This window comes from Candidatus Pelagibacter sp. Uisw_137, assembly GCF_047720245.1.
GTDB lineage: Bacteria > Pseudomonadota > Alphaproteobacteria > Pelagibacterales > Pelagibacteraceae > Pelagibacter.
Genome location: NZ_CP159811.1, coordinates 145,405 through 158,311, shown reverse-complemented (window position 1 = coordinate 158,311; position 12,907 = coordinate 145,405). Strand labels below are relative to the sequence as shown.

Annotated in this window: 12 protein-coding genes; 6 read left to right on the top strand and 6 right to left on the bottom strand. The window is 23.5% G+C overall.

The genetic code is table 11. The features are described from left to right. Window positions 1-2: 2 nt before the first annotated feature. Complete coding sequence (locus ABXT61_RS00810) at window positions 3-1,307, bottom strand: protoporphyrinogen/coproporphyrinogen oxidase (RefSeq protein WP_415315432.1); 1,305 nt, start codon at window positions 1,305-1,307, stop codon at window positions 3-5. 186 nt (window positions 1,308-1,493) lie between these two features. Here ABXT61_RS00810 and ABXT61_RS00805 point away from each other — a divergent pair, with 186 nt between their 5' ends. Together ABXT61_RS00805 and ABXT61_RS00800 are read left to right on the top strand one after the other, a co-directional pair. Then, complete coding sequence (locus ABXT61_RS00805; protein ID WP_415315431.1) at window positions 1,494-2,717, top strand: glycosyltransferase; 1,224 nt, start codon at window positions 1,494-1,496, stop codon at window positions 2,715-2,717. Beyond that, entirely contained in the window at window positions 2,717-3,793 is a 1,077-nt protein-coding gene (locus ABXT61_RS00800) for a hypothetical protein (RefSeq protein WP_415315430.1), read from the top strand. The genes ABXT61_RS00805 and ABXT61_RS00800 overlap by 1 nt, the downstream gene beginning before the upstream one ends. Before the next feature lie 136 nt (window positions 3,794-3,929). On the opposite strand, the gene ABXT61_RS00795 is transcribed toward ABXT61_RS00800, so the two are convergent. From ABXT61_RS00795 to ABXT61_RS00775, 5 genes are all read right to left on the bottom strand, one after another. Next, window positions 3,930-5,660 carry an ATP-binding cassette domain-containing protein gene (locus tag ABXT61_RS00795; RefSeq protein ID WP_415315429.1) on the bottom strand — a complete coding sequence of 577 codons (1,731 nt, stop codon included), beginning with the start codon at window positions 5,658-5,660 and terminating at the stop codon, window positions 3,930-3,932. 234 nt (window positions 5,661-5,894) lie between these two features. Beyond that, on the bottom strand, window positions 5,895-6,791 hold the full coding sequence (locus ABXT61_RS00790) for a hypothetical protein (RefSeq protein WP_415315428.1): 897 nt from the start codon (window positions 6,789-6,791) through the stop codon (window positions 5,895-5,897). Continuing rightward, the gene (locus ABXT61_RS00785) at window positions 6,739-7,458 is read right to left on the bottom strand and encodes a hypothetical protein (RefSeq protein WP_415315427.1); all 720 of its coding nucleotides are present in this window, start codon (window positions 7,456-7,458) and stop codon (window positions 6,739-6,741) included. The genes ABXT61_RS00790 and ABXT61_RS00785 overlap by 53 nt, the downstream gene beginning before the upstream one ends. A 125-nt stretch (window positions 7,459-7,583) precedes the next feature. After that, the gene (gene pseC, locus ABXT61_RS00780; protein ID WP_415315426.1) at window positions 7,584-8,741 is read right to left on the bottom strand and encodes a UDP-4-amino-4,6-dideoxy-N-acetyl-beta-L-altrosamine transaminase; all 1,158 of its coding nucleotides are present in this window, start codon (window positions 8,739-8,741) and stop codon (window positions 7,584-7,586) included. Next, on the bottom strand, window positions 8,741-9,037 hold the full coding sequence (locus ABXT61_RS00775) for a MarR family EPS-associated transcriptional regulator (protein WP_415315425.1): 297 nt from the start codon (window positions 9,035-9,037) through the stop codon (window positions 8,741-8,743). Before ABXT61_RS00775 ends, pseC begins: the two co-directional genes overlap by 1 nt. An 81-nt stretch (window positions 9,038-9,118) precedes the next feature. Here ABXT61_RS00775 and ABXT61_RS00770 point away from each other — a divergent pair, with 81 nt between their 5' ends. The 4 genes from ABXT61_RS00770 (at window position 9,119) to ABXT61_RS00755 (ending at window position 12,900) form a co-directional block, all read left to right on the top strand. Continuing rightward, entirely contained in the window at window positions 9,119-9,796 is a 678-nt protein-coding gene (locus ABXT61_RS00770; RefSeq protein WP_415315424.1) for a cytidylyltransferase domain-containing protein, read from the top strand. Between the two features lie 100 nt (window positions 9,797-9,896). Next, a complete protein-coding gene (gene pseB / locus ABXT61_RS00765; RefSeq protein WP_415315423.1) occupies window positions 9,897-10,880 on the top strand; it encodes a UDP-N-acetylglucosamine 4,6-dehydratase (inverting) in 984 nt (327 codons plus the stop codon). Beyond that, window positions 10,855-12,204 (top strand): glycosyltransferase family 2 protein, encoded by a 1,350-nt coding sequence (locus ABXT61_RS00760; protein ID WP_415315422.1) that lies wholly within the window; start codon window positions 10,855-10,857, stop codon window positions 12,202-12,204. Before pseB ends, ABXT61_RS00760 begins: the two co-directional genes overlap by 26 nt. A gap of 3 nt (window positions 12,205-12,207) precedes the next feature. Then, entirely contained in the window at window positions 12,208-12,900 is a 693-nt protein-coding gene (locus ABXT61_RS00755) for a methyltransferase (RefSeq protein WP_415315421.1), read from the top strand. Window positions 12,901-12,907 lie beyond the last annotated feature (7 nt).

Here is a 12,907-nt window from a genome sequence, read left to right as displayed (position 1 = left end):
AATTAAAATTTTTTAGACAAATCTTTTGCTTGTTTAATGACTTGGTCAGAATTTAAATATTCCCAAGATCCCCACCTTCCAAGTAAATCTATATTTTTTTTTGCATATTCTTTTATTAAAAAATCTACATTTTTTCGGTGATTTAAATCATAAATTACATAGGCGTGTTCAAAAGTTTTTGTTTCTTTAAATTTTACGTCACTGACTTTATTTATAAACTTCAATTTTTTTAATCCTTGAGTAATCTTTTGAAAAATTTGGTTTTTACTCATTTTAGAAATCTTGTCTCCTTTTTTAAATGTTACCTCTATTTCGAATGTGGTAGTACCACTTAAAGAATAACTTTTTCCTAAAAAATCTAATTTTGATATTCTATGAAAAATTATATTCTTGTCTGGAACCATTAGGGCAAAATTATCTCCCGCTTTGTTTCCCTTAACATTAAATATAGAAATTATAATTGAGTTATATTTCAGCTTTTTTGATATTTTTGTGTTGTTTTCATTTTTTTCAAAATATCGATAAAAATTATTTAGAGGAATTGTTGAAACTATTTTGTCTGTTTTTAATATCTCTTTATTACTTTTAATAATCATTGATTTATTTTTTTTGATTATTTTTTTTATTTTAAAATTCTTAATGATCTTAACTTTTTTTTTGTTTAATTTATTATAGAAAGCATCAAATAATGATTGGATTCCACCTTTTTTTGGGTAATCAAAATACAGTTGATGCCTATAACCCTCTGTCTTTATACCATTTGCACTTTTTATAATGTCTGCCACAGGTGGCTGTGGAATTCTGTCAACCATCTGTGTGTCAAGTTTTGATACATGCATTTTCCATATTTTGTTATTATATGGTTTTAAATACTGTTCAAATATACCTTTTCCAAATGTTTTTAAAAAAAAATCTTGCATAGTTTTTGGTTTAATTTTTTTATACGGGTTTTTTAAAAAAGTATTTAGCGCTCTTTTTCGATCATTTAAGGGTAATTTATAGAGATCATTTTCATATGGATATTTAATATAATAATCATTTTTATAAACTATTTTATTTGATCTTTTTATTTTATGCTTGTTATTTTTAAGCATTTTAAGCATTAATTTTAGTATATCTTTATGTTTTGAAAATATTATATGGGGACCAACATCATAGTGTATCTTATTTATTTTGTAAGATCTGAGCAATCCTCCTATATGTGTTTCTTTTTCAACAATAGTAATATTTTTTATGTTTTTTTTGCTCTGAAGAAAATATGCCAATGAAACAGATCCTATCCCAGCTCCTAATATTGTAATATTCATTTTTTTTGAAATTCCATATATTTAAATTCTATTAATTTTAAAATTATTGCTATTTATTTAATATATAATATTTAGATACTTAATTTTAAATTATGTATTATAAATAACAACATTTTACAAGTTAACTAAAATTAAAAAATCATTTAGTTTTGATATATTGGAATAAAATTAATACCTTATAAAATTATGAAAATTCTACATGTAAATTTTTCAGATAATTACGGTGGTGCAGCTATTGCTGTGATGAGAATTCATAAACTATTACTTAGAAATAAAATTGACTCAAATCTATTGGTTAGTGATAAAATCTTAAATGATCCAAAAACTTTTTCAATAAATAAGACATCTGAAAAATTAAAAAATATTATTAAAGGTTCAATTAATAGAAATTTAAAATTTCTTTTTAAATCTAAAAATAAAACAACACATTCTTTAAATATAATTCCATCTAATTTACTCTATGAAATTAATAAATTTAATGCAGATATTGTCAATTTGCATTGGATTGGAAATGAAACAATATCAATTTCACAAATTAACAAAATTAAAGCTAAATTAGTTTGGACTCTTCACGATATGTGGCCTTTTTGTGGGGCAGAACATTATACTAATAATAAAAGATTTGAATATGGCTATAAGCTCTCTAACAAACCTACTAACGAAACTGGATTGGATATTAATAAATATATTTGGGAAAAAAAAACTAGACATTTTAAAAAAATAAAAAAAATAATTGTTACTTCCAGCTGGATGAAAAATGCTGCAAAAAAAAGTTTTTTATTTAAAGATAAACAAATTACAGAAATTCCTCTACCAATTGATGTTAATAATTGGAACTACATTAAAAATAACAAATATATAAAAAAACTTTTAAAGATTGAACAAAATAAGAAAATAATTGTATTTGGTTCTGATAATTATTTAAAAAATGAAAGAAAAGGACTTAAATTTTATCTTAATTTAGTAAAAAAATTAAATAAAGACAAATATCAATTTATAGTTTTTGGTGAAGATAATCATGAAGAGTTCAATTCTTACCTTAAAAAACTTAATATTAAAAAAAAGATTCTAAATATAGGTAAATTGAAAGATGAGATATCTTTAAAAATATTCTACTCATCAATTGATTTGTTAATTTTACCAAGTATGCAAGAATCATTTGGATTAATTGCACAAGAAGGTTCTATTATGGGGGTACCGTCCGTTGTTTTCAATAACACAGGATTAACATCAGTTATTGATCATAAAAAAAATGGCTACTTGTCAAAATCTAATTCTAACGAGGATATATATGCTGGAGTAAAATGGTGTTTAAGTAATCTAAATAAATATAAAGTTAGTATTTACTCAAAAAAAAAATTTGATGAAAAAAAAATTATAAACAATTATTTAAAATTTCTTAAAAGCTAATGTTAAATAAATTTAAAAACTTTGTATACAAAAAAATTTATAGAAAGATAACAGATAAACCGATTGCAAACATATTAATAAAAAAATTTGATTTTATTAATAATGATCCTACATATTTTTTTAAAAGATTTGGGGGAAAGAATAAAAATAAATTGTTCTATGTTATTAAAATACATGAAAAAAATAAAGAAGGTGGTGGGCTTTTTTCAAATTTATTATTTATACTTCACCATTTAAAACTGGCAGAAAATTTAAAAGCAACTCCAGTTATAGATCTGGAAAATTTTTATAATAGATACAATCAAAAATATAGGATATTTGGAACTAGAAACTCTTGGCAATATTATTTTGAACCAGTTTCGAATTATACTCTTAATGAAGTTTATCAAAGTCAAAATGTTTTAGTAACTAATGGTTTTTTTTCAAAAAATATGAAAAAAAATTATCACTCAGATAAAAATCTTCTAAGAATTTTTAAAAAATATATTAAGATTAAAAAAAAATTTTTAATAGCAGCTAATAATTTTGAAAAGAAAAATTTTTTAAATAAAAAAGTTTTAGGAGTCCATTTAAGAGGTACTGACCGTAAAACTACAGCTAATCATCCATTTCCACCAACAATAGGCCAAATGCATCATTTAATTAATGATGCTATTAGTAAATATAAATTTAACAAAATTTTTTTGATAACTGATCAGGATAAATATCTTAAACTATTTCAAAAAAAATATGGAAATACCCTAATTTATAGAAAGGAATCTTTTAGGTCAAACCAAAGCAAAATATTTGATTTAAAAGTTAGAAATAATCATAGATACGAAATTGGAAGAGATAATATTGAAGAAATGCTAATTTTATCAAAATTAAAATATCTTATTTGCACAACTTCAAATTTGTCTCAAACATCGTGTTTGATTTCAAAACATAATATGAATTTTATGGAAGTTCAAGAAAATGGATGGAATTCAAAGAATTTATTAAAAGCATTAATTAAATTTTATGTGAGAGACTATTTACCTAGTTTTCTTGGTGGTTTTAAAAAAAAACTATCATTAGAATTTAAAAAATTTAGATAGCAGCTTTTTCTATTTTAGGTCTTACACATTTATAACTTTTTTATATTTTGCACACATTAATTTTTCGTCTCAAAAGATCTATTTTGAATAAGATAAATGACTGAAGATTACTTCTTAATTAGTGTATCATTTTTCATCATTTAAATCTTTCAAGATTAATTATTTGGTCACACTTTTCAATGCTTGATTGTCTGTGAGCAATCATAATAATTATTCTATTATTTTTAATTTTATGAAGTGTTTTAAGAATTGCATCTTCGGTGTCAGTATCTACAGAGCTTGTAGCCTCATCAAGAAGCAATACATTTCTATTCTGGTATAAAGCCCTTGCCAAACCTATTCTTTGTCTTTGGCCACCAGAAATATTAATGCCTCTATCTGCAATCTCAGTATTTTCTTTTTTTGGGAGATTGTTAATAAAATCTCTTAAATCAGATTGGTTTATTGCATCATTTAATCTTTTATTATCAATTTTTTCTTCATCCTCACCAAAACAAATATTATTTTTGATTGAATCATTTATTAAAAAATTTTCTTGGGGTACATAGCCAACTTTACTTTGCCAATTTATTAAATTTTCAAAAATACTAATTCGTCCAGACAAAACTTGTCCACTATCAGGCTCTAGCACGCCTGTTATTAAGTCAACAAGTGTAGATTTTCCAGTACCTGATCTGCCAACTAATGCATATAACTTATTCGTACCGAAACTGTAAGAAAAGTTATTTAATATTTTATTATTTGATTTTGGAAATTTAAAGTTTATTTTTATTAGATTTAAATTCTCAATTTTATTAAATAAATTTTTTTCTACGTCTTTTTTATATATTATTTTTTTTGAATTTGATGATGCAGAAGTTTGCAATAGTAAATCTATTATATTTTCTACAGCAATTTTGTTAATTTCTATTTGGGCAATTACAAGATTAATATTAGAAAAAATAGGAAGCATTCTTATTATAATTAATGATAAAAACACTAAGTAAGGTATAGCTTCTTTTATATCATTTTCCTGCACAATAATAAAATTTAAGAAAACAACTATCGACACAGCAAATATCATTTCAAATAATAACTTAGGTACTTTAGATAAAATAGTATACCATAGTATGTGATTTGTCATTTCATTCAAAGCATTTGAAAATTTTTTACTAAAAAACTTTTTTTTTCCGAACAAAATAATTATTTTAAATCCTTCAAAAGTTGATCTTACTATCTTAACTAGATCACCTTCTAACAATCTAATTCTTCCACCCTTAAATTTTATTTTTTCATTTGTCATAAAAAAAAACAAAAATGTTATTATTAAACTTACTATTAATAATAAGATTGTTGCCTTAAAATTCATAATAAGTAAAGTCGTAATAAAAATTAACGCTAAAATAATATCTTTTGTAAACCCGACTATAAGAAAAATTAAAATAGAAATTTTTTTTACCTGTACTAAAATTTCGTTTTGAATATTTGATAAATTGTGAATTATCAAATCTATATAGTTTTTGTCTATAAATTTTTTAAATAAAAGTTTTGTATGATAGTTACCAATCTGTCTTTTGAGGTTAGCTTCAAAAACAAAATACATAAAAATAAATAAATTTTTAAGCAAAATTGTAATAACAAATAATAGGCTTGAATAAAAAATTAACCGTGTTTTCTCCATTCCAAGCAATATGTTTCTATTGCTCTCACCAGGTATAAAATGTATGAAGCTTTCAGCATCTAAAACAAATAATATAACTGCTCCTAATGAAGTAACACCTATTGACTCAAGTAAAGGTATAAATAGTGAGAAAATAATGAAAAAAAATAAATTAATTTTATGTATCTTCAAAAAAAACTTAGGAATTTTTATTAATGTTTTAATCACAGTTTTTTTTAATTGGAATTAGATTTTAAATTTTTTTCTTTTATCATATTTTATATTTTTTTCTTTTATCATATCATTGAACTTTGTGATAATTTAGCCTGAGTAGAGTGTTAATAATAAATTTCATTGGCTAAGTCATTTTTAGTTCTTGATTCTAAACGCGATATAAAAGTTACTAAATTTACATTTAAAAAATATATATTCAGCAAATAGTACTACAGATTTAGTTAAGACTTATAGTTTCTTTAAGCAATCTAGATAAAAATTATCATTTAAAAATCCACCATTTTTTTTTAATCTATTTAAAAGCTTTTTCCAAGTAAGATCTGATTTATCTGTGTCAGTGTAAATATCTTTTATTAAATCTGTAAAATTTTGACTACTCTCCATAGTTTTATATGGTATTACTAGCTCCATATAATAAAGCAACTTTTTTGCTAAAAGTTCTTTTTTTTTAGGCAATTTATAATTAATTTTGTGTGCTTTGTTTAATATTTTAAAATATTTATTTTTTGAATTTACCTCAAAAGAAATGCCAAAATTGGAATATAGCGGATATCCACATGTGATAGATTTTTTTCCAATTGAGGCAAGCTCTAATCCTATTACACCCTTGAGTGTAATTACTGTATCACAAATTTCTAACAAATTTTTTGTTGATAGGCCCTTTGGGCATAGAATTAAATTTTTTTGATTGAATTTTTTTAAATAATTTTCAACAACATTTTTCTCACCATAAAAATTTGATAATGGGTGTGGTCGTACAATCCATAACACATCCTTATTTTTTAAATTAACTATCTTGTCAATTGTTTCTGTAAAATGCGAATAAAAATCTCTGAAGCATATATCATACCCAACAGCGTGAGGTGCATCTGAAAATGCATGAGGTGCAAAAATTATTATTTTTTTATATTTTTTTTTGGGGGCAAATTTAATTAAAAAATCATTTCGTGAAAGTTTAACCTTTGTTTTATTCGCTATTTTAACATCATCATTTTTTTGATGAATAAATTTAATTTTACTTTCAAATCTGTTTTTAATAAATTTATTTAAAAAATTTTTAGATAACTTTATATCATTTAACTTTTTCCTTTGAAATCTTATCAAAATGAATACTTCTAGGTCCATACCTCAAGTCATTATTATCGTATTCAAGTATACTACTTTTTTTTTCAAAAGTACCAGCTTCTAAAACTTTGATTTTTTGTTTAATAGCTATTCTACAAAAAATAGCATCATTATTTGCATATGACATTGTACTTATAATTACGAATTTAATATTATTGGTTTTTACTAAATTTAATATCTTAACTACCTTAAATATAGTCCTAAAAAGTAAATAATAAAAAAAAAAATCTTTTTTTGGCTTTAAATATCTTTGTTTTTTTCTAATGTACGAATCATAAATTAAGTCACCTACCTTAATTCCTTTGATTTCAAACTTATTAACAAACCAATCCATAGAATGGCAACTTATAATTAAGCCTGATTTTATAAAGTTTATAAAACTTAAAATAAATTCATAAATATTTTTTATAAATGAACCTATATTTACCCCATAAATAAAATCTTCTATTCCAAAACTTTTATAAAAATCAATAATTAGGTCATCTTTTTTCTTAGAAGTTAAAACTTTTACATTATATTTATACTTAAGATTTATTGCAGCTGCAATTAAACATGACTGTAGTGCTGCTATGTATCTTCCTCTGTCTACAATTATTACATTTTTATCAGATTCTTTTTTATTAATAATTATTTGATTTCTTTTATAATCTATAAATTTTTTTAACATTTAAACTATTCTCTTTTGTATCTCTTAATATTCCTGAAGAAAATCTATTGGTATCTTACTTAAAATTAGGTCTGTATTTAATATGTCAAAAATACAAACTATATATAAAAAATACTTTGCCATCACTATTTTTGAAAAAATTTTTCTATACATTTTATTATGTAATTTTGTTTTTCTGTAGTTAGATATGGAAAAATAGGAAGGCTAATTGCATTATTATAATAAAAATTTGAGTTTCTAAAATTTTTTGAAAGAAAATTATATTTCTTATAATATGGCTGCTTATGAATTGGTATATAGTGCACACTGGTAGTGATCATCTTTTTATTTAAAAATTCTATTAAACTATCTCTCTTTTTTTTGGTTTTAGTGGGGTCAATTAAAACTATGTAAAGGTGATTTGAAAAATTCGTATTTTTATATTTAGGAAATAAAAGGGGTAATTTATTCAATTTTTGATCATATCTCTTTTTTATTTTAAATCGTAGTTTCTCAAAGATGTGTATTTTTTTTAATTGACTTGAGCCCAATGCGGCATGCAAATCGCTTAATCTATAATTGTAACCAAGAATTTGTTGCTCATAATAAATGCTATTATTTTTTTTATAGTAATATCTTTTTTTGTCTCTAGTAATTCCATGATTTCTTAACATTAGAGCTTTTTCATAGTAATTCTTATTATTAGTAACTAAGACGCCTCCTTCTCCACTTGTAAATATCTTTACTGGGTGAAAGCTAAAAACAGCAATATCAGAATATTTACAACTTCCAATTTTACTTTTCATATATTCTGATCCAAAAGCATGGGAAGCATCTTCTATAATTTTAAAATTATGTTTTTTACTTAAATAAGATATTTTTTTAAGATCAGATGGGTATCCTGCTAAATGCACTGGAATAACAATCTTAGGACTTTTTTTATTTATTAATTTTTTTTCTAATTGTTCTAAAGATATGTTAAAATCATCCAAATTAATATCAACTAAATCAAGTTTGGCCCCACAAAATTCTCCACAATTTGCAGATGCAACAAAACTATTTGTAGATGTCCAAAATTCATCTTTTTTTCTTAAACCTAATGCCATGCAAGAAATATGGAGGGCACTTGTTGCTGAATTAACACATACCGCATATTTTACTTTTAAATATTTTTGTATTTCTTTTTCAAACTTTAGTACTTGAGGTCCTGAAGTTAAAAAATCACTCTTTAATGTTTTTACAACCTCTTTTATATCTAATTTAGATATCGATTGTCTACTATAAGGAATTTTTTTCTTATACATTATTTATTAAGATCTTTTTTTAAAGATTCATATTCTTTAGATATTTTGTTCATATAAAGAATAGTAATTTTTGTTTTATAAGAAATTCCATTAGGGGTTAATAGATAAATATAATTCATTTTTTTTTTACTATTTCTGAAATTTTTAACTTTTACCAATCCTTTTTTTTTTAAAGAATTAATTATATAGTTTAGTTTGCCTAAACTTAAATTTGATTTATTTGCAAGTTTTCTTTGACTGGACTGTGGGTCATTAAACATTAGTCTTAACACATTTAATATGTCTAAATTTTTCATAATAACTTTTTATAATTAATGTTCTTATTAAATTAAAATGTGTTCATATTTTGAACATAGTTTATACTTAATAATATAAAAATGAAAATACTAATCGTACCTGCGCGCTCTGGAAGCAAAAGAATTAAAGACAAGAATATTAAGATTATAAATAATAAACCTATGCTAATTCACTCACTACAAATAGCTAAAAAGACTGGACTATTTGATAAAATACATCTCTCAACCGACTCAGATAAATATATTAGAATTGCCAATTCATATGGATTTAAAACTGATTTTAAAAGAAAAAAAAAATTAAGTGATGACAATACTCCCGTACTAAAAGCTGTTAGATCAGACTTAAAAAAATTTTTTGAATTAGGATACGAATTCAGTGAAGTTTGTGTACTATCTGCTACGTCACCTTTGCTGAATTTTAAAGATTTAATCAAAACAAGAAAAATTTTTTGTAAATTTCATAAAAAATTTCCTGTTGCTTCTGTAGCAAGATACCCAGCAAAAATCGAAAGAGGTATGAAAATTAAAAATGGTAAATTAAAATTTATCAATAGAAAAAATATCTTAAAAAAAACACAGACTTTTTCAAAATCTTACTATCCGACTGGTAATATATTTTACTCTAGTTCGGAAAAACTTATAAAAACTAAACACTATAATTTTAATTATATTCCCTATATGATTGAAACATTTAGAGCAATTGATATAGATAATACTGATGATCTTAAATTAACAAAAAAAATTTATAAATTATTATGAAAAGTATTTGGGCTTAACGGATGCTCCCCAATATTTAAGTTAATCTAAATGAAATTAAAAATTCAATGTATTTAAAAAAAATAATTAAACTTTTGAAAAAATGAAAAAAAACTTATTAATAACTGGTGGAACTGGATCTTTTGGGGAATCTTTTGTTCGCAACTTAATTAATAACAACTCAAATTATAACAAAATAATAATATTTAGTAGAGATGAGTACAAACAATTTATTTTAAGAAAAAAATTATCTAATAATAAAAACTATAAAAAATTAAGATTTTTTATAGGTGACATTAGAGACAAAGATAGGTTAATGATTGCACTTAGAGATATAGACCATGTTATTCATGCAGCTGCTATTAAACAAGTTGATAGTGCTGAGTATAATCCTATTGAATATATAAAAACCAATATTGTAGGGGCACAAAATTTAATTGAAGCGTCAATCGAAAGAAAAATTAAAAAATTAATAGCATTATCTACTGATAAAGCATCATCGCCAATTAATTTATACGGAGCAACCAAACTTTGTTCTGATAAACTTTTTGTATCTGCTAATAATTACGCAGGAAAGAATATTTTTTCCGTTGTAAGGTATGGTAATGTGTTTGGATCTAGAGGTTCAGTAGCAGAAGTTTTTGATAATTTTAAAAAATCAGGTATTTTTTCAATTACTGATAAAGATATGACCAGATTTAACATAACATTAGATCAAAGTGTTGAAATGGTAAAATGGTGCTTAAAAAATGCTATAGGTGGAGAAATATTTATTCCAAAAATCAAATCATATAAAATATTAGATTTAGTTAAAGCGTATCATTCAAATCCTAAAATTAAATTGATAGGTATAAGACCTGGAGAAAAGATACATGAAGAAATGATTTCTCAAAATGAGGCAAGATCTACTTATGATATAGGAAAATTTTATTCAATATTACCCGAGGCAAATAATAATATTATTAAATTTTATAAAAAATTTAAAAAAGTTCCAAAAAATTTTAATTATAGATCAGATGATAATCATTTTCTAACAATAAAAGAACTTAAGAAACTAATAGATGATGAAAATAATAAAAAAAAATAAAAAGAATTTAACATCAATAATTATAAGAACAAAAAATGAAGAAAAGTGGATCGATATATGTTTGCAAAAAATTTTTATGCAAAAAAAAATTTTGTTTGAGGTTATAATAATAGACAATTGTTCAAGTGATAAAACAGTTGATAAAGCAAAAAGATATCCTATAAAAATTTTTAAAATTAAAAAATTTTATCCTGGAAAAGCAATAAATTTGGGAGTAAGTAAATCAAAAGGTAAGTATATTGTGTGTCTTTCAGCGCACTGCATTCCAGAGAGTGATTTGTGGCTTTTTAATCTAGTTAGGGATTTAAAGAATAAGAGAATTGCTGCAGTATACGGTAAGCAAAGACCACTTCCTTACTCCTCAAGTTTTGATAAGAGAGACCTTTATAATACATTTGGTGAGGATAAAAGAATTCAGGTAAAGGATACTTTCTTTCATAATGCTAATAGTGCATTTAGAAAAGAAGTATGGGAAAAAAATAAATTTGATGAACATACGCCTCATATAGAAGATAAAATCTGGGCCAATTCAATAATTAATAAAAATTTAAAGATTATTTATGAACCTAAAGCATCTGTATTTCATTGGCATGGTATTAATCATAACATGAATAAAGAAAGATGTGATAAAATAGTTAATATACTAGAAGGTATTAATATTCAAAATAGTTCAAGAGATGTTCATAATTTAAATAACCTTAATATAGTAGCTATAATTCCAATTAAAGGTGAGTCAATTTCTTTAAATAAAAAACAAATGTTAGAAAACACTATAAGTTATGCTAATGAGTCAAAATATATAAAAAAAGTTTTTGTATCTACAGATAACAAAGAGACAAAAAAACTTGCTTTAAATTTAGGTGCGACAGCTCCTTTCTTAAGGCCAAAAAGTTTGTCTGCTTCACATATAGATATTATTAGTACAATTAAATTCACTTTAAATGAGTTGGAAAAAAATAAAATATTTCCAGATCTGATAGTTTTAATGACTGAAAACTTTCCATATAGGACAAAAGGTTTACATGATAAAATGTTGAAGAAAGCTATAGATAACAATTATGATAGTATGTTTGTAGTAAAGAAAGAAAAGGGAACTATTTTCCACAATGATAAACTTATAGTTGACGGAACTGTTCCTAACAAATTAAAAGAAGAAAAAATTTTAACAAGTAGAATTGGAATTTGCACAATATTAAGACCTGAAAAAATTAGATTAGGATCAATTTTTGAGGGAAAAATTGGAACACATATTTTGAGTGATGAGCTATCTTTCTTAGAGGTAAACAAATTTAATAAAAAAAAATTAGAAAATTTTTTAATCTAAAGAATGCAAAAAAACCATATAATCAAATTAAATAATAGAGTATTTAGACCAACAGACACCTCGAATCTTTTATTATCAAGCTTAACAAATCAAAAATTAAAAGGTAAAATACTAGATTTGGGCTGTGGAAGTGGATATATAGCAATTAATCTACTTAATTTAAAAAATCCAAAAATAAAGATGTATGCATCAGACATTAGTGATGAGGCGTGCAAACTCACTGAAAAAAACGCTAGCTTAAATGGCTTGAAAATTAATGTTAAAAAAGGATCACTATATCAACCATGGAAAGATTCTAAATTTAACTTTATTATTAATGATGTTTCTGGAATTTCTGAAGTGCTAGCAAGAAAATCTAAATGGTTTAAAAATGTAAGTTGTAATTCTGGAGAGGATGGAACTAAATTGACGTTAAATGTTTTAAAAAACTCAAAAAAACATCTTTTAAAAGATGGTACAATTATTTTTCCTATTTTATCACTGGCTAATGAAAAAAAGATATTTAATTATTTAAAAAATAATTTTAAAAAATACAAAATTTTAATGGTACAAAACTGGGTAATGCCAAAAGAATTAATGAAACATAGCAAAATTCTTGAAAAATTAAAAAAAAAAAATTTATATCATTTGAAAAGAAGTTTGGATTATATGTTTGGAATACAAAAATTATATATGCTAGAGATTAATTTAAAATAAAAACCTT